14 protein-coding genes and 2 rRNA genes (1 of these 16 cut by a window edge) are annotated in these 16,310 nt (G+C 64.5%); 7 read left to right on the plus strand and 9 right to left on the minus strand.

Going from position 1 to position 16,310, the window contains the following annotated elements; all coding sequences use genetic code 11:
• The first annotated feature begins 71 nt into the window (after positions 1–71).
• On the plus strand, positions 72–1,580 hold the full coding sequence (locus tag P7644_RS17995; RefSeq protein WP_404300612.1) for an ABC transporter substrate-binding protein: 1,509 nt from the start codon (positions 72–74) through the stop codon (positions 1,578–1,580).
• 74 nt (positions 1,581–1,654) lie between these two features.
• Here the strand turns inward: P7644_RS17995 and P7644_RS18000 are convergent, their stop codons facing one another.
• Entirely contained in the window at positions 1,655–2,074 is a 420-nt protein-coding gene (locus P7644_RS18000; RefSeq protein ID WP_404300613.1) for a YchJ family protein, read from the minus strand.
• Positions 2,075–2,148: 74 nt separating this feature from the next.
• On the opposite strand from P7644_RS18000, the gene P7644_RS18005 reads away from it, so the two are divergent.
• The 6 genes from P7644_RS18005 (at position 2,149) to P7644_RS18030 (ending at position 7,066) form a co-directional block, all read left to right on the plus strand.
• Positions 2,149–2,643 carry a DUF421 domain-containing protein gene (locus tag P7644_RS18005; RefSeq protein WP_404300614.1) on the plus strand — a complete coding sequence of 165 codons (495 nt, stop codon included), beginning with the start codon at positions 2,149–2,151 and terminating at the stop codon, positions 2,641–2,643.
• 285 nt (positions 2,644–2,928) lie between these two features.
• A complete protein-coding gene (locus tag P7644_RS18010) occupies positions 2,929–3,744 on the plus strand; it encodes an IclR family transcriptional regulator (RefSeq protein WP_404300615.1) in 816 nt (271 codons plus the stop codon).
• A complete protein-coding gene (gene pepE / locus P7644_RS18015) occupies positions 3,741–4,445 on the plus strand; it encodes a dipeptidase PepE (protein ID WP_404300616.1) in 705 nt (234 codons plus the stop codon). The genes P7644_RS18010 and pepE overlap by 4 nt, the downstream gene beginning before the upstream one ends.
• Positions 4,446–4,456: 11 nt before the next feature.
• Entirely contained in the window at positions 4,457–5,377 is a 921-nt protein-coding gene (locus P7644_RS18020) for a DUF1177 domain-containing protein (RefSeq protein ID WP_404300617.1), read from the plus strand.
• A complete protein-coding gene (locus P7644_RS18025; RefSeq protein WP_404300618.1) occupies positions 5,374–6,051 on the plus strand; it encodes an AroM family protein in 678 nt (225 codons plus the stop codon). The genes P7644_RS18020 and P7644_RS18025 overlap by 4 nt, the downstream gene beginning before the upstream one ends.
• A 34-nt stretch (positions 6,052–6,085) precedes the next feature.
• Positions 6,086–7,066 carry a Bug family tripartite tricarboxylate transporter substrate binding protein gene (locus P7644_RS18030; RefSeq protein ID WP_404300619.1) on the plus strand — a complete coding sequence of 327 codons (981 nt, stop codon included), beginning with the start codon at positions 6,086–6,088 and terminating at the stop codon, positions 7,064–7,066.
• Positions 7,067–7,264: 198 nt separating this feature from the next.
• Here the strand turns inward: P7644_RS18030 and P7644_RS18035 are convergent, their stop codons facing one another.
• The 8 genes from P7644_RS18035 to P7644_RS18070 form a co-directional block, all read right to left on the minus strand.
• Positions 7,265–8,395 carry an acyl-CoA dehydrogenase family protein gene (locus P7644_RS18035; protein ID WP_404300620.1) on the minus strand — a complete coding sequence of 377 codons (1,131 nt, stop codon included), beginning with the start codon at positions 8,393–8,395 and terminating at the stop codon, positions 7,265–7,267.
• A gap of 218 nt (positions 8,396–8,613) precedes the next feature.
• The gene (locus P7644_RS18040) at positions 8,614–9,804 is read right to left on the minus strand and encodes an acetyl-CoA C-acyltransferase (RefSeq protein ID WP_404300621.1); all 1,191 of its coding nucleotides are present in this window, start codon (positions 9,802–9,804) and stop codon (positions 8,614–8,616) included.
• Positions 9,801–11,627, minus strand: a complete 1,827-nt coding sequence (gene aceK / locus P7644_RS18045; protein WP_404300622.1) for a bifunctional isocitrate dehydrogenase kinase/phosphatase — start codon at positions 11,625–11,627, stop codon at positions 9,801–9,803. The genes P7644_RS18040 and aceK overlap by 4 nt, the downstream gene beginning before the upstream one ends.
• A gap of 37 nt (positions 11,628–11,664) precedes the next feature.
• On the minus strand, positions 11,665–12,327 hold the full coding sequence (can, locus tag P7644_RS18050; RefSeq protein WP_404300623.1) for a carbonate dehydratase: 663 nt from the start codon (positions 12,325–12,327) through the stop codon (positions 11,665–11,667).
• Positions 12,328–12,356: 29 nt separating this feature from the next.
• On the minus strand, positions 12,357–13,547 hold the full coding sequence (locus P7644_RS18055) for an isovaleryl-CoA dehydrogenase (protein WP_404300624.1): 1,191 nt from the start codon (positions 13,545–13,547) through the stop codon (positions 12,357–12,359).
• 131 nt (positions 13,548–13,678) lie between these two features.
• Positions 13,679–14,074, minus strand: coding sequence for a MerR family DNA-binding transcriptional regulator (locus tag P7644_RS18060; protein ID WP_404300625.1), 396 nt, complete (start codon positions 14,072–14,074; stop codon positions 13,679–13,681).
• 125 nt (positions 14,075–14,199) lie between these two features.
• A 5S ribosomal RNA gene (rrf, locus tag P7644_RS18065) occupies positions 14,200–14,312 on the minus strand.
• Between the two features lie 129 nt (positions 14,313–14,441).
• Positions 14,442–16,310 (minus strand): 23S ribosomal RNA (locus tag P7644_RS18070); it runs 1,008 nt beyond the window's last position.

The following is a 16,310-nucleotide window of genomic DNA, read 5'->3' on the forward strand; positions in this document are numbered from 1 at the left end:
GCCATGGTAGCCAAACTTGTCGGGGCATGTCACAGTTTGTTGCTCCTTGCCATGCTGCGCAACTCCACGCCATGCCCTCTTCCAGCCTCACCCGCCGCTCCTGCCTGACCCGTTCTGCGGCGCTGTGCCTCGCGCCGGCGCTTGCCCCATCACTGGCACAAGGCCGGGCGCCTCAGGACGCCGTGGTCATCAACCTGTCGCTGGAGCCCGACAGCCTGGACCCGACGATGGCGCCCGCGGCGGCCGTGGGCGAGGTGGTGCACTACAACGTGCTGGAAGGGCTGACCCGCATCGAGGAAAACGGCTCGGTGGCACCGCAGCTGGCCGAGTCCTGGAGCGTGAGCGCATCCGGCCATGACTATGTCTTTCGCCTGCGCCGCGGCGTGCACTTTCACGACGGTGCGCCGCTGGACGCGGCCGCGGTGCGCTATAGCTTCGAGCGCGCCGTGGCACCCGGCACGACCAACAAGGCACGCCAGTCACTGTTCGACAACATTGCCACCCTGGCAACGCCGGACGCGCACAGCGTGGCGCTGCACCTGCACCACCCGGACCCGCATCTGCTGTTCCGCCTGGGCGAGGGGCCGGCCGTGATCCTGCACCCCGACACCGCCGCCCAGGCCGCCGCCAATCCGGTAGGCACCGGCCCCTACCGGGTGGCGCAATGGCAGCGAGGCCACGGCATCCACCTGGCCAAGGCCGACAGCTATCGCCACGCGGACCAGGTGCGCATGGTGCAGGCCAGCTTTCGCTTTCTGCACGACCCGCTGGCGCAAAGCGCCGCCCTGCAGGCCGGCGAGATCGACCTGGCATTCAACTTCGCCACGCAGACCCTGCGGCGCTTCCAGGACTACAGCCATTACCAGGTGCTGATAGGCGCCTCCACGGGCAAGGGCATGCTGGCGCTGAATCAACGCCGCGCGCCCTTGAACGATGTGCGCGTGCGCCGCGCCATCACCCACGCCATAGACCGCGAAGGCTTCATCCGCACCGTGCTCGACGGGCGCGGCGTGGCCATAGGCAGCCACTTCAGCCCGGCGGACGCGGGCTACCTGCACCTGGCCAGCATGTACCCCTATGACCCCGGGCGCGCCCGCGCCCTGCTCCAGGCCGCCGGTGTCGCCACGCCGCTGCGCCTGACGCTGGCGCTGCCGCCCGCCCCCTATGCGCACGAGGGCGGCCCGGTCATCGCGCAGCATCTGGCGCGCGCCGGCATCGAGGCCGAGCTGCAGCGCCTGTCCTGGGAACAATGGCTGAACGGCCCGTTCAAGGGGCAGTTCGACATGACCCTGATCAACCATGTGGAACCACTGGACTACCGCATCTACACCGACCCCGGCTACTACTTCGGCTACGACAGCCCTGCCTTTCGCGCCCTGGTGCAGCGCCACGGCGCAGCCACCAACGCACGTGAACGCCAGCAGCTGTGGGCCCAGCTGCAGCGCCACCTGGCGCAGGAGGCGGTCAACGCCTGGATCTTCGCGCCCCAGATCGGCACTGTGGTGCGCAAGGGACTGCGTGGCGTGTGGATGAACTATCCCATCTTCGTGCACGACATTGCAGCACTGCGCTGGGAATGACCCCCAAAACGCCACATATTTGATAGCTACTAGCGCTTAATGGGCGGGCGCTACAGTCGATTTTCACTAAAAATTCACCCGTACAGATCACCATCCACGTAGTACCAGCGCCCGGCCTCGCGCACGAAGCGGCTGCGCTCGTGCAGGCGGTGGGCGCGGCCGGTGGCGTCGCGCTGGCGGGCGATGAACTCCACCTGGGCGCGGTCGTCGCCCTGCGGCAGGTGGGCGCGCACCTGCAAGCCCAGCCAGCGCACGCCGGGCTCGAAGCTCAGCCGCTCGGGGCGGCGGGCGGCCTGCCAGGTGGCCAGCAGATAGGCCGCGTCCTCGCGCACGAAGGCGGTGTAGCGCGAGCGCATCAGGCTCTCGGCATCGGGCGCCGGGCAGCCCTCATAGTGGTCAATATGGCGTCCGCAGCATTGCGCATAGGGCAGCGGTCGCCGCCGCTGGTCGGTGCGGCCGCAGTGGCAGAGGGCAGATGCGGAGGATGGACTCATGAGGACCTGGATTCTTGCAGAGCCGGACGGCGCCGATAGACTGGCCTTCATTTCGCCAGCCCTGGAGGATCACGATGTTTGCAATGAACGTGCCGTGGTGGGAGTTCGTCGTGCGCGGCATGGTGGTGTACCTGTTCCTGCTGGTGTTCCTGCGCCTGACGGGCCGGCGCCAGACGGGGCAGTACGCGCCGGTCGACCTGGTGCTGCTGCTGATCCTGTCGAACGCGGTGCAGAACTCGATGAACGCGGGCGACAACTCGCTCGTCGGCGGCCTCATCAGCGCCGCCACACTCATCACCTGCCACGTGGCGCTGGCCCGCCTCACCTTCCACGTGCCGCGCCTGGCGCGCCTGGTGGACGGCAGGCCGCAGACCCTGGTGCAGGACGGCCGCCTGGACAGCGCCCTCATGCGCCGCGAACTGCTCACACCCGACGACGTGGCCGCAGCTCTGCGTGCCGGCGGCTGCCTGCACCTGCACGAGGTGGAGCGTGCCACGCTAGAGACCAACGGCAGCATCACCGTGGTGCTGCGACGCGCGGGGAGAGGCGGCACGGAGTCGGGCATCTGACACCTGGCAGATCCGCGCGGCCGCGACGGTGCGCCGCGGCTTCGCCGGTCGGCGCCTGCCGTCCTTCGTCACAGGGGCCTCGCGGGCATACCGCTGGGCGTGGCGCTGCGCGCGCCGGCAGTGCCGCGGCAGCCCTGGTTCAGGGCAGGTCACCCTGGGACACAGCCATGGAAAGAACAAAAAAACTAACCACTTTTAAAAACGATAGTTTTTTTAATATTGCGCTAAAACCATGCTTTTTTAGAATACCAAAAAACACGAACCAAGTTCAATAATTTAGAACTCATGAGCATTCTTGGCAACGTTCAACGCGTTCTGACCCTTTTCGCGACTGGAGCCACAGATCTGAGCTTCACCGAAGCGGCTGCGCTGCTGGAACTGCCCAAGAGTTCCACCTCGCACCTGCTCAACCAGATGGTGCGCTACGGGCTGCTGGATCAGCACTCCACCACGCGCCGCTATCGCCCCGGCGCCTTGCTCGGGCAGGCCGCGCACGCTGCCTACGTATCGAGCGACTTCGACGATGCCTGCCGCGAAGTGCTTGAACGGCTGTCCGTGCGCAGCGGGCTCACGGCCTATCTGTCCACGCTGTCGGGACGCGAAACCGTGGTGCTGCAGCGCCTGAACGGCAGCTTTCCCGTGCAGGTACTCTCTTCCCCCGGCTCGCGCCGCGACGCCACCGGCACGGCGATGGGCCGCGCGCTGCTCTCGCGCCTTGGCGGGACCGAACTCGCGGAGCTATTCGGCACCGACGGCTGCGCGCCGCTCGCCAGCCCTCGCCAGAGCGGCTTCGCACGCGTGGACGAGCTGCTCGCCGGCCTCGCCAGCGTGGCGCAGGCGCGCCACGCGATGGTGGTGGATGGAGCGATGCCCGATATCGGCGCCATCGCCGCCGCCGTGCGCAACCCGCGGGATGGCGAACTGCGCGGCCTGTGCATCGCGTTCGTGCCGCGTCTGCAGCCTGGAGCGGATCAGATCGAGGCCTGGCGCAGGCTCGTGCTCGAAGAAACGAGCGCGCTGGGCCGCCGCATCGGCGATCCGTTCTGGCGCGCCGCGCCTGCCGCTTCCACCACTTCCTCCATCACCGAACCTACGCCATGAACCTGCTGCTGCTGAGCAATTCAACGAGCGATGCCGGCTACCTGACCCACGCCCTGCCGTGGATCCGGGAATGGGCCTCGCACCATGACGCCACGGGTGACGCCCTGTTCGTGCCCTTCGCGGGCGTCACGCGGACCTGGGACGCCTACGAAACCCTGGTCGCCGAAGCGCTCGCGCCCCTGGGGCTGCGCGTGCGCTCCGTGCACCGGCTGTCCGACCCGGTGGCTGCCATGCAGGCGGCACGCCACATGATCGTGGGCGGCGGCAATACCTTCGCGCTGCTCGGGCACCTGCGCACGACGGGGCTTCTGCAAGCCATCGCAGCGCGCGTGCGCAGCGGCGAAGCCTCCTACCTGGGCTGGAGCGCGGGCGCGAACGTGGCCTGTCCCACGATCTGCACCACGAACGACATGCCCATCGCCGATCCCGGTGGTTTCGGCGCCCTGGGCCTCGTGCCCGTGCAGATCAACGCCCATTACACCGACGCGCACCCGCCCGGCCACCGTGGCGAGACACGCGAGCAGCGCCTGCGCGAGTTCACCACGCTGCGGCCCGACATGCCCGTGCTGGGCCTGCCCGAAGGCACGGGCCTGCGCGTACACGACAACCGCTGTGCCGTGCTAGGCGCGGCTGGCGCGCGCCGGTTCCACGGCCCCGCCACGCCGCAGTGGCTGACCGAAGGCCCCCTAGCCCACCTCTGACGAAAGCCCCCATGCAACATGTTTCTTCGATGATCGACCTGCTGTCCTCCGCCTATGTGACGGGCGAGGACGTGGCAGCACACCTGCGTTCGTTCGGCGAGTGCAGGGTCGAGGTGACCCGCCTGGAGCGCGATGGCGCCTGCACCGACTTCCTGGCGATCGAGATCCCGGGCCTGGATGCGCAGGCGCCGCGCCTGGGCATCGTGGGCCGCCTCGGCGGCATCGGCGCACGCCCCGCGGTGAGCGGGCTGGTATCGGACAGCGACGGTGCCGTGGTCGCGCTCGCGGCGGCCGCGAAGATGCTCGGCATGGCACAGCGCGGCGACGCGATGCCCGGCGCCGTGCACATCCACACGCACATCTGCCCGCGCGCGGGCACGCGGCCCCACCATCCCGTGCCGATGATGCGTTCGCCATTCCCCATGCGCGAGATGATGGCCCACGAAGTCAGCCCGCGCATGGACGCCATCCTCTCGGTGGACACCACACGCGGCAACCGCCTCGTGAACCATCGCGGCGTGGCGCTGACCCCCGTGGCCAAGGAAGGCTGGCTGCTGCCCATTCCCGACCTTCTGCTGGACGTGATGAGCTGGGTGAGCGGCGAGCTGCCTGTCACGCTGCCGCTGACCACGCAGGACATCACCCCCTACGAGAACGGGCTGCCGCATGTGAACTCGATCATGCAGCCCGCCATCGCCACCTCCGCCCCGGTGGTGGGCGTGGCGCTCACCGCGCAGACCACCGTGCCCGGCTGCGCCACGGGCGTGACCAATGCCTGGGACGCCGATGTGGCGATGCGCTTTTGCATCGAGACCGCCAAGCTGTTCGGCCAGCGCACGCTTTCGTTCGTGAACGAGGAGCATTGGGGGCAGTTGCAGGCGCGTTACGGTTCGCTCGCGCACCTGCAGGGCGTGGGCCGGGAACCGGCATGAGCAAGCGCATTGCGTTCTTCACCATCGGCGAATCGCCGCGCAGCGACGTGGTTCCCGCCATGAGCGCACTGCTGGGCGAGCACGTGCAGATCGACGAATACGGAGCGCTCGACGCACTCGATGCCCCGGCGCGCGAGCGGCTTGCACCGCGCCCTGGTGCACATTGCTTCGCCACGCGGCTGCGCGGCGGCGGCTCCATCACGCTGGACAAGGAGGCTACCGAGCAACGCCTGGCCGAAGTGATGCGCGAAGCCGACGGCGCGGGCTACGACCTGCTCGTGCCGCTATGCACCGGCACCGCCCTGCCCGCGCTGCGCACCTGGATGGTCGAGCCTCAGCAGGTCGTGGATCAGGCCATGGTGGCGCTGGCCCGCCACGCGCACTGCGTGGGCGCCCTCGTGCCGCTGGCCACGCAGATCGGGACCTTCCAGCTCGCGCAGCCGCTGCCCTGCGCGCTGCGCGTGGATCACGCATCCCCTTACGAGCGCGACGCCGTCACGGCCGCCGCGGCCTTCGAACGCGCGGGACGCGCGTTGGCCGGTTGCGACTTCATCGTCATGCACTGCATGGGCTACACCGAGGCCATGCGCGCGCAGGTGGCGCGCGCCAGCGGCCGGCCCACGCTGCTGTCCAACCACCTCGTCGCTCACACGCTTGCGCAGTTGCTGGCGTGACACCCGTTTCATCGACCTAAGGAAAACCCTTCCCATGATCCATCGCCGCACCCTGATCGCCCTGGCCGCATCGGCCACGCTGCTGGCCGCCGCCCCCACCCACGCGCAATCGGACTGGAAGCCCGTGCGCCCCGTGAAACTGCTCGTGGGCTTCGCGCCCGGCGGCTCCGCCGACACGCTGGCCCGCCTGGTCGCCGAACCGCTGAGCCAGAAGCTGGGCCAGCCCGTCGTCGTGGACAACGTGCCCGGCGCGGGCGGCAACATCATGGCGGGACGCCTGGCCACCTCGGCCGCCGATGGCTACACGCTGGGCATCGGGGCCGCAGGCTCGATGGCGATCACCTTCGAACTCAACCCCAAGGCCGCCCCCTACAAGCCCGAGAGCTTCACGCCCGTGACGATGCTGGCCACGCAGCCGAACGTGGTCATCGTCAACATGTCCGTTCCCGCGAACAACATCGGCGAACTCAAGGACTACATTGCCCGCACGCCGTCGGCCAGCTACGGCATCGCGGGCATCGGCATCTCGAACCACCTGATCGCCGAAGCCATGCTCGCGCGCATGGGCGTGAAAATGGCCGCCGTGCCCTACAAGGGCGCCGCCCCCGTCATCACCGACCTGCTGGGCGGCCACATCGCAATGACGATGGACAACATCACCACCGCCGCACAGCTCGCCAAGGAAGGCAAGGTGAAAGCGCTGGGCGTGACCACGGCCAAGCGCGCGCCGCAACTGCCCGACGTTCCCACGCTGCAGGAGCAGGGCCTGGCGGGCTTCGACATGCCGACCTGGCAAGGCCTGTTCCTGCCCGCAGGCACGCCCGCGCCCGTGGTGGCGGCCTATTACGCGGCCATGCAGGACATCCTGAAAAGCGCCTCGACCCGCGAGAAGATGGCGCACCTGGGCTCGCAGCCCGTTGTGGGTATGAAGCCCGAGCAGTTCACCGCCTACCTCGAAGCGGATCGCAAGCAGTGGGCGGCCACCATCAAGGCCGCACGCATCGAACCGCAGTAATCAGCAGTCCTGCGCCTGCCGCACCTGCGGCAGCGGCGAGCACCATGCGTGCCATGCACGTTCCCATCACCAACGAGGCTGGCGTGCTGCAGGCGCTGGCCGTCGTGGCGTGCGCGCGGCCCGTCAGGGGATTCTTATAGGCAAAATCACATCAAACGCTTACAAAGAAAGCGCTCGCAGCTCATATTTCCGGAGCAATCAGGCTAGTGCGCGCTGAATCAGGATCTTCTGCACGTCGCTGGTGCCCTCGTAGATTTGGCACACGCGCACATCGCGGTAGATGCGCTCCACGGGGAAGTCGTTGACCACGCCATAGCCGCCCAGCGTCTGGATGGCGGCGCTGCAGACGCGCTCGGCCATCTCGCTGGCGAACAGCTTGGCCATGGCGGCCTCCTTCAGGCAGGGCCGGCCCGCGTCGCGCAGCGCGGCGGCGTGCCAGATGAGCTGGCGCGCGGCCTCGATCTGCGTGGCGCAGTCGGCCAGGCGAAAGCCCACGGCCTGGTGGTGGAAGATGGGCGTGCCGAAGCTCTCGCGCTCCTTGGAGTACGCCAGCGCGGCCTCGAAGCTGCTGCGCGCCATGCCCACGCTCTGTGCGGCGATGCCGATGCGCCCGCCTTCGAGCGCGCCCAGCGCGATCTTGTAGCCCTCGCCCTCGGCACCGATGAGGTTGTCAAACGGGATGCGGCAGTTGTCGAAGTTGATCTGCGCCGTGTCGCTGCTGTGCTGGCCGAGCTTGTCCTCCAGCCGCGCGACCACATAACCGGGCGTGTCCGTCGGCACCAGGAAGGCGCTCATGCCCTTCTTGCCCGCGCCCTTGTCGGTGACGGCGATGACGATGGCCACATGGCCGTTCTTGCCGCTGGTGATGAACTGCTTGACGCCGTTGATGACGTATTCGTCGCCGTCCTTGACGGCCGTGGTGCGCAGCGCCGAGGCGTCCGAGCCGACATGCGGCTCGGTCAGGCAGAAGGCGCCGAGCATCTCGCCGCGCGCCAGGGGCGTGAGCCAGTCGCGCTTTTGCTGCGCGTTGCCGTAACGCATGAGGATGGCGTTGACGGGGCAGTTGGTCACGCTGATGGCGGTGCTGGTGCCCCCATCCCCGGCGGCAATCTCTTCGAGCACCAGCGCCAGGCTGAGGTAGTCCAGGCCCGCGCCGCCCAGGTCCTCGGGCACGCAGATGCCGTAGGCGCCCAAGGCGGCAAGGCCCTGGTGCGCCTCGCGCGGGAAGTGGTGTTCCTTGTCCCAGCGTGCGGCGTGGGGCCACAGTTGCTCCTGGGCAAAGTCGCGCACGGCGTCGCGGATCATTTCCTGGTCTTGGGTCAGCAGCATCTCTGTCTTTCTCGGGGTTGGTCTACCAGTGCGTGGCGCGGCGGCCATCGCGGTGCAGCAGCCGGCCCTTGTCAGCGGGGCGGAGGCTGGTCAGCGGCGCACCCATGCCGCGGACATGGATTGATAAGAAAAAAGCCGCTAACGCGCTCTAATAAAGCGTCAACAGCTATTCATAAAGGAGCATCCGCCATCCATGCCGCGAGACGCCCGCAAGGCCATCAGACCAGCTCGATGGCCATGGCCGTGGCCTCGCCGCCGCCTATGCACAGCGTGGCCAGGCCGCGCTGAAGGCCGCGGCCCTTCAGCGCATGCACCAGCGTGACCAGGATGCGCGCGCCGCTGGCGCCGATGGGGTGGCCCAGGGCGCAGGCGCCGCCGTTGACGTTGACCTTTTCGTGCGGCACCTTGAGTTCGGCCATCAGCGCCATGGGCACGACGGCGAAGGCCTCGTTGATTTCCCACAGGTCCACGTCCTCCACCTTCCAGCCGGCCTTTTTCAGCGCCTTCTCGGTCGCGCCCACGGGAGCGGTGGTAAACCATTCGGGCGCCTGGGCGTGCGTGGCATGGGCCACGATCCTGGCCAGCGGCTTGCAGCCAAGCTCCTTGGCCGTGGACTCGCGCATCAGCACCATGGCGGCGGCGCCGTCGTTGATGCTGGAGCTGGATGCCGCCGTGATCGTGCCGTCCTTCTTGAATGCGGGCTTGAGGCTGCTGATCTTGTCGAGTTTGGCCTTGGCCGGGCCCTCGTCGATGCTCACCGTCACGTCGCCCTTGCGTGTCTTGACGGTGACCGGCGTGATCTCGGCGGCAAAGGCGCCGCTCTTCGTCGCCTCCTGCGCGCGCTGCACGCTGGCGATGGCAAAGGCGTCCTGCGCCTCGCGCGTGAATTGGTACTTGGCGGCGCAGTCCTCGCCAAAGGTGCCCATGGAACGGCCGGACTCGTAGGCGTCCTCCAGGCCGTCGAGCATCATGTGGTCGTACACCTTGTCGTGGCCCATGCGGTAGCCGGCGCGGCCCTTCTTCAGCAGATAGGGCGCATTGGTCATGCTCTCCATGCCGCCGGCGATCATCACGTCGCGGCTTCCGGCCACGAGCTGGTCGTGCGCCAGGATGGTGGCCTCCATGCCCGCGCCGCACATCTTGGACAGGGTCACCGCGCCCGTGCTCTGCGGCAGGCCGCCCTTGAAGCCGGCCTGGCGCGCCGGAGCCTGGCCCTGGCCCGCCATGAGGCAGTTGCCGAACAACACCTCTTCCACCTGCTCGGGCCTGATACCGGCGCGCTCCACGGCGGCACGGATGGCGGCGCCGCCCAGGTCATGCGCGGCGAGATCGGAAAAGTCGCCCTGGAATGCGCCCATGGGGGTGCGCGCGGCGCTGACGATAACGACGGGGTCTTGCTGTTGGCTCATGGGATATCTCCTTGGGGTTGAAGTGCGGATGAAGCGCTGCGAAAACGCCGCGTCTCGTCATAGGGGAATACGTCGTAGACATGGCCGGCCTGTATGCGCTCCTTGTGCGACTGCCAGAAGTCCACGTCCAGCAGATCCGCATGGTGGCGCATGAAGGCCGCGCGCACGGCATCGTTGCCCAGCAGAAAAGGGCCGAAAGTCTCGGGGAACACATCGCGCGGTCCGACAGGCCACCAAACCTCGCCAGACAGCTCGTCCTCCTCGCAGCGCGGCGGTGGCACGCGGCGGAAGTTGCAATCCGTCAGGTATTCGATCTCGTCGTAGTCGTAGAACACCACCTTGCCATTGCGCGTGATGCCGAAGTTCTTCCACAGCATGTCGCCGGGAAAGATATTGGCGGCCACCAGGTCCTTGATGGCATTGCCGTATTCGAGCACGGCATGCTCCAGCGCGCTTGCCGCCTCGGGCTTGTCCATGCCCGTGTCCATGCATTCCTGCAGGTAGATGTTGAGCGGCACCATGCGCCGCTCGATGTACAGGTGGTCGATGATGACCTCTTGCCGGCCGTCACCATCGCGGTCGCTGATTTCGAGCTGGCTGGGCGCGTGCCTGCGGATCTCCTCGATGAGCTCGTCGGAAAAGCGGTCGCGCGGGAAGGCCACCAGACTGTATTCCAGCGTATCGGCCATGCGGCCCACGCGGTCATGCTGCTTGACCAGCAGGTACTTGGCCTGCACCTGCTCGCGCGTGGTCTCCTTGGGTGCCGGAAAGTGATCCTTGATGAGCTTGAACACATAGGGAAAGCTCGGCAGGTCGAAGACCAGCATCACCATGCCCTTGATGCCGGGGGCGATGCGGAACTTGTCGCTGGAATATTTCAGGTGGTACAGGAAGTCGCGGTAGAACAGCGTCTTGCCCTGCTTGGCCAGGCCCAACGCCGAATAGAGCTCGGCCCGGGGCTTGCGCGGCATGAGGCTGCGCAGGAACTGCACATAGGCGCTGGGTATCTCCATGTCCACCATGAAGTAGGCGCGCGCGAAGCTGAACAGCATCTGCAGGTCGTTCTCGCCGAACAACGCGGCATCTATCGCCAGGCCGCCACGCTCGCCATGCAGCAGGGGCAAAGCGAACGGCAGTTCGTTGAAGCCGTTGATCAGCCGGCCGACCACGTAGGCGCCCTTGTTGCGAAAGAACAGGCTGGACAGCACCTGGATCTGGAAGTTGCTGCGCAGCTTCACGCCCCCCAGGCGCTGCTCCATGGCGCGCGCCACGCAGGCCACATCGCGCCGCAGGTCTTCAAACGGGCGCTGCAGCGCAAAGTCCTCGACCAGGCTGGAGATCACTGCCGACAGGCCGCCCGGCGCGGGGTAATAGGCGCGGTAGGTGGGCCGCGCCGAGGGGTCTTCGCTCTCGATGTATTCGGTGCTGACCGCGGGCCGCACGAAGATGAAGTCGTTGTGGAAATGCGTGCGGTGCAGGATCTTGGTGGTGACCGAGTTGAAGAAGGTCTCGGCAAGCTCGGGCCGCAGGTGGTTCACCATGAGGCCGATGTAGTGCAGCTTGACCTGATGCCATACCTCCATGGACAGGGCACCGGCGCCAAACTCCTTGTCGAGCCGGCGCACGCACTCCTTGACGCGCAGGTCGTAGAACTCGATGCGCTCGCGCTGCGCGCGCTGCTGGCCATGCCAGTCGGCCGTCTCGAAGCGGTGCTTGGCGCGCGCCGACTCGGCGCGAAACAGGCGGTAATGGCGGTTGAAACCGTCCATCATCGCCTTGGCGATGTCATAGGCCTGCGGAGCATCGAGTCGTTCGGGAAACATGACCGTGCCTGCAGAACCGCGCGTAATGCGGGCGCGCCTATTTGCGCTCGCGGCTGGCCACCTGGGCCACGGCCTGGCGGTGCACTTCTTCGAGCCCCGCCACGTCGGGCACGGTCATCTGCAGATTGGTGATCAGGCCGTTTTGCAAGCCGTAGCACCAGCCGTGGAGCTGCACCTTCTGGCCGCGCGCCCAGGCATCCTGCATCACCGTGGAGTGGGCGATGTTCAGCACCTGCTCGATGGCGTTGAGCTCGCACAGCGCGTCATGGCGCCACTGCAGGTCCAGGCCTTGGAGCAGGGCCGCGTGCTTGTCGCGCACATCCTTCACATGGCGGATCCAGTTGTCCGCCAGGCCTATGCGCGCGTCCTGCAGCGCCGCCAGCACGCCGCCGCAGCCGTAGTGGCCCACGACCATCAGATGCTCCACCTTGAGCTGATCCACCGCATACTGAATGGTGGACAGGCAGTTGAGGTCGGTGGGCACGACCACGTTGGCGATGTTGCGGTGCACGAACACCTCGCCCGGCTCCAGTCCCGTGATCTGGTTGGCAGGAACGCGGCTATCGGAGCATCCGATCCACATGTAGCGCGGCTTTTGCTGCGCCAGCAGGCCGGTGAAAAAACCGGGACGCTCGCGCTCCATCTGCGCCGCCCAGGCGCGGTTGTGCTCGAAGAGATCGCTGATGGAACTGCTGCTCATGGGCTTCCTTTGTGTTGAGATCGCGTACCTTAGCAAGTTTCCGCAAACAGCTCGCGGCCAATCAGCATGCGTCGAATCTCGCTGGTGCCGGCGCCAATTTCATATAGCTTGGCGTCGCGCCACAGCCGGCCCAGCGGATACTCGTTGATATAGCCGTTGCCGCCGTAGATTTGCACGCCCTCGCCCGCCATCCAGGTGGCCTTCTCAGCCGTCCACAGGATGACACTGGCGCAGTCCTTGCGCACCTGGCGCACATGCTCTGCGCCCAGCATGTCCAGGTTCTTGGCCACGGTGTAGGCAAACGAGCGGCCGGCCTGCAGCACGGTGTACATGTCGGCCACCTTGCCCTGGATGAGCTGGAACTCGCCGATGCTCTGGCCGAACTGCTTGCGGTCATGGATGTAGGGCACGACGTTGTCCATCACCGCCTGCATGATGCCCAGCGGCCCGCCCGTGAGCACGGCGCGCTCGTAGTCCAGGCCACTCATCAGCACCTTGGCGCCACCGTTGAGCTGGCCCAGCACGTTGTCCTGCGGCACCTCGACATCTTGGAATACCAGCTCGCCCGTGTGGCTGCCACGCATACCCAGCTTGTCGAGTTTCTGCGCAATCGAAAACCCGGGCATGCCTTTCTCGATCAGGAAGGCCGTGACACCGCGTGCGCCCAGCTCAGGCTCGGTCTTGGCATAGACCACCAGGGTGTCGGCGTCGGGGCCGTTGGTGATCCACATCTTGGAGCCGTTGAGCAGGTAGTAGCCGCCCTTGTCCTCGGCCTTGAGCTTCATGCTGATCACGTCGGACCCAGCGCCCGGCTCGCTCATCGCGAGCGCGCCCACATGCTCGCCGCTGATCAGCTTGGGCAGGTATTTGGCCTTTTGCGCGGCGCTGCCGTTGCGGTTGATCTGGTTCACGCACAGGTTGCTGTGCGCACCATAGGACAGACCTACCGAGGCACTGGCACGCGAGATTTCCTCCATGGTCACCATGTGTGCGAGGTAGCCCATGTCGGCGCCGCCGTACTGCTCCGGCACGGTGATCCCCAGCACGCCCAGCTCACCAAATTTGCGCCACAGATCCATGGGGAACTGATCATTGCGGTCAATTTCGGCCGCACGCGGGGCAATTTCGGCCTGTGCAAACTCGCGCACGGCATCGCGCAGCGCGTCGATGTCCTCGCCTAACTGAAAATTCAGGCCTGGCAACTGGGTGGCAGTACTCATGGATGCTCTCCTGGATAAGGGGGGAGGGATACGCTTCATCTGCGTCCTGCGTCTGCTGCCAGCGAATGCATGCAAAAACGGAGGGAGACAGGATCGAATTACGTTTACGTAAACGTCAATTATGCCCAACTTTATGGATTTGACGATTCAATTTTTGCGAGCAAATCCATGGCCTCGCGCTCGTGCTCACATACCTCATCCAGATTGGCCTGCAAATCCCTCATCTGCTCTTCGAGTTGCTTGCGATGCACGGCAAGCACTTCCAAGAATTTGTGTAGTTGCACCCCCGTGTCCCGCGGGCTGTCATAGAGGTCAATGATCTCCTTGGCCTCGTTCAAGGACAGGCCTAGGCGCTTGGCACGCAGCGTCAGCTTCAGCCGCGTGCGATCGCGCCCGCTGTAGACGCGACTGCGCCCACCAGGTCCCGCACGCTCCGGCCGCAGCAGCCCCATATCTTCATAAAAACGCATTGCGCGGGTGGTGAGATCGAACTCACGGGCGAGATCACTGATGGTGTAGGTAGCCATGAATTGACGTTAACGTGAACGTCAATACTACCGCAGCTTGACTGCACGTGCCGCAGAACAAGCAAATTCCCAAAGCAAAACGCCCTCCCCCTGGTATCAGGGGGAGGGCGGTTTGGGCTGTAATAGCCTGACGATGACCTACTTTCACACGGGAACCCGCACTATCATCGGCGCGAAGTCGTTTCACTGTCCTGTTCGGGATGGGAAGGAGTGGGACCGACTTGCTATGGTCATCAGGCATAACTGGGTGCTGTGCAGTCATGTGGTGACTGCACGGCGAATTCATAGAGTCTATATCAGCTTGAGGTATTTGATTGCGTACTTGGCATAACAGTCTTGAACTGCTGGTTGGAGCAGTCAAAGTTATAGGGTCAAGCCGCACGGGCAATTAGTACTGGTTAGCTTAATGCATTACTGCACTTCCACACCCAGCCTATCAACGTCGTGGTCTACAACGACCCTTCAGGGGGCTCAAGGCCCCGGCAGATCTCATCTTGAAACGAGTTTCCCGCTTAGATGCTTTCAGCGGTTATCTCTTCCACACTTAGCTACTCGGCAATGCCACTGGCGTGACAACCGATACACCAGAGGTGTGTCCACTCCGGTCCTCTCGTACTAGGAGCAGGCTTCCTCAAATCTGCAGCGCCCACGGAAGATAGGGACAAAACTGTCTCACGACGTTTTAAACCCAGCTCACGTACCTCTTTAAATGGCGAACAGCCATACCCTTGGGACCGACTACAGCCCCAGGATGAGATGAGCCGACATCGAGGTGCCAAACACCGCCGTCGATATGAACTCTTGGGCGGTATCAGCCTGTTATCCCCAGAGTACCTTTTATCCGTTGAGCGATGGCCCTTCCATACAGAACCACCGGATCACTATGTCCTGCTTTCGCATCTGCTCGACTTGTCAGTCTCGCAGTTAAGCACGCTTATGCCATTGCACTATCGTCACGATGTCCGACCGTAACTAGCGTACCTTCGAACTCCTCCGTTACACTTTGGGAGGAGACCGCCCCAGTCAAACTGCCTACCATGCACTGTCCCCGATCCCGATAAGGGACCTGGGTTAGAACCTCAAACGCACCAGGGTGGTATTTCAACGTTGGCTCCATGTGATCTAGCGACCACACTTCAAAGCCTCCCACCTATCCTACACAGATCCGTTCAAAGTCCAATACAAAGCTACAGTAAAGGTTCATGGGGTCTTTCCGTCTTTCCGCGGGGAGATTGCATCATCACAAACATTTCAACTTCGCTGAGTCTCAGGAGGAGACAGTGTGGCCATCGTTACGCCATTCGTGCAGGTCGGAACTTACCCGACAAGGAATTTCGCTACCTTAGGACCGTTATAGTTACGGCCGCCGTTTACTGGGACTTCAATCAAGAGCTTGCACCCCATCATTTAATCTTCCAGCACCGGGCAGGCGTCACACCCTATACGTCCACTTTCGTGTTTGCAGAGTGCTGTGTTTTTATTAAACAGTCGCAGCCACCGATTTTTTGCAACCCCTTTCGGCTTCCTTTGTACAAGTTCACCTAATCAGGGCATACCTTCTCCCGAAGTTACGGTATCAATTTGCCGAGTTCCTTCTCCTGAGTTCTCTCAAGCGCCTTAGAATACTCATCTCGCGCACCAGTGTCGGTTTGCGGTACGGTCGTCAATAGCTGAAGCTTAGTGGCTTTTCCTGGAAGCAGGGTATCACTCACTTCGTCTGCAAGCAGACTCGTTATCACCCCTCATCTTAGCCCGGCGGATTTGCCTACCAGGCACGACTACAGGCTTGAACCAACATATCCAACAGTTGGCTGAGCTAACCTTCTCCGTCCCCACATCGCACTATTGATCGGTACAGGAATATTGACCTGTTTCCCATCAGCTACGCATCTCTGCCTCGCCTTAGGGGCCGACTCACCCTACGCCGATGAACGTTGCGTAGGAAACCTTGCGCTTACGGCGAGCGGGCTTTTCACCCGCTTTAACGCTACTCATGTCAGCATTCGCACTTGTGATACCTCCAGCATCCGTTACCAGACACCTTCACAGGCTTACACAACGCTCTCCTACCACGCACAGTAAACTGTGCATCCGCAGCTTCGGTAACTGGCTTAGCCCCGTTACATCTTCCGCGCAGGACGACTCGATCAGTGAGCTATTACGCTTTCTTTAAATGATGGCTGCTTCTAAGCCAACATCCTGACTGTTTTAGCCTTCCCACTTCGTTTCCCACTTA

Source organism: Alicycliphilus denitrificans, from assembly GCF_044792555.1.
GTDB lineage: Bacteria > Pseudomonadota > Gammaproteobacteria > Burkholderiales > Burkholderiaceae_C > Alicycliphilus > Alicycliphilus denitrificans_A.

What these genes read in the sequence shown, in the direction of transcription:
- P7644_RS18020 (WP_404300617.1), top strand. Translation starts at nt 4,457, where the DNA reads ATGCAACATGTTTCTTCGATGATCGACCTGCTGTCCTCCGCCTATGTG.
- can (WP_404300623.1), bottom strand. Translation starts at nt 12,327, where the DNA reads ATGAGCAGCAGTTCCATCAGCGATCTCTTCGAGCACAACCGCGCCTGG.
- P7644_RS18040 (WP_404300621.1), bottom strand. Translation starts at nt 9,804, where the DNA reads ATGAGCCAACAGCAAGACCCCGTCGTTATCGTCAGCGCCGCGCGCACC.
- P7644_RS18000 (WP_404300613.1), bottom strand. Translation starts at nt 2,074, where the DNA reads ATGAGTCCATCCTCCGCATCTGCCCTCTGCCACTGCGGCCGCACCGAC.
- pepE (WP_404300616.1), top strand. Translation starts at nt 3,741, where the DNA reads ATGAACCTGCTGCTGCTGAGCAATTCAACGAGCGATGCCGGCTACCTG.
- P7644_RS18025 (WP_404300618.1), top strand. Translation starts at nt 5,374, where the DNA reads ATGAGCAAGCGCATTGCGTTCTTCACCATCGGCGAATCGCCGCGCAGC.
- P7644_RS18060 (WP_404300625.1), bottom strand. Translation starts at nt 14,074, where the DNA reads ATGGCTACCTACACCATCAGTGATCTCGCCCGTGAGTTCGATCTCACC.
- P7644_RS18030 (WP_404300619.1), top strand. Translation starts at nt 6,086, where the DNA reads ATGATCCATCGCCGCACCCTGATCGCCCTGGCCGCATCGGCCACGCTG.
- aceK (WP_404300622.1), bottom strand. Translation starts at nt 11,627, where the DNA reads ATGTTTCCCGAACGACTCGATGCTCCGCAGGCCTATGACATCGCCAAG.
- P7644_RS17995 (WP_404300612.1), top strand. Translation starts at nt 72, where the DNA reads ATGCCCTCTTCCAGCCTCACCCGCCGCTCCTGCCTGACCCGTTCTGCG.
- P7644_RS18010 (WP_404300615.1), top strand. Translation starts at nt 2,929, where the DNA reads ATGAGCATTCTTGGCAACGTTCAACGCGTTCTGACCCTTTTCGCGACT.
- P7644_RS18035 (WP_404300620.1), bottom strand. Translation starts at nt 8,395, where the DNA reads ATGCTGCTGACCCAAGACCAGGAAATGATCCGCGACGCCGTGCGCGAC.
- P7644_RS18005 (WP_404300614.1), top strand. Translation starts at nt 2,149, where the DNA reads ATGTTTGCAATGAACGTGCCGTGGTGGGAGTTCGTCGTGCGCGGCATG.
- P7644_RS18055 (WP_404300624.1), bottom strand. Translation starts at nt 13,547, where the DNA reads ATGAGTACTGCCACCCAGTTGCCAGGCCTGAATTTTCAGTTAGGCGAG.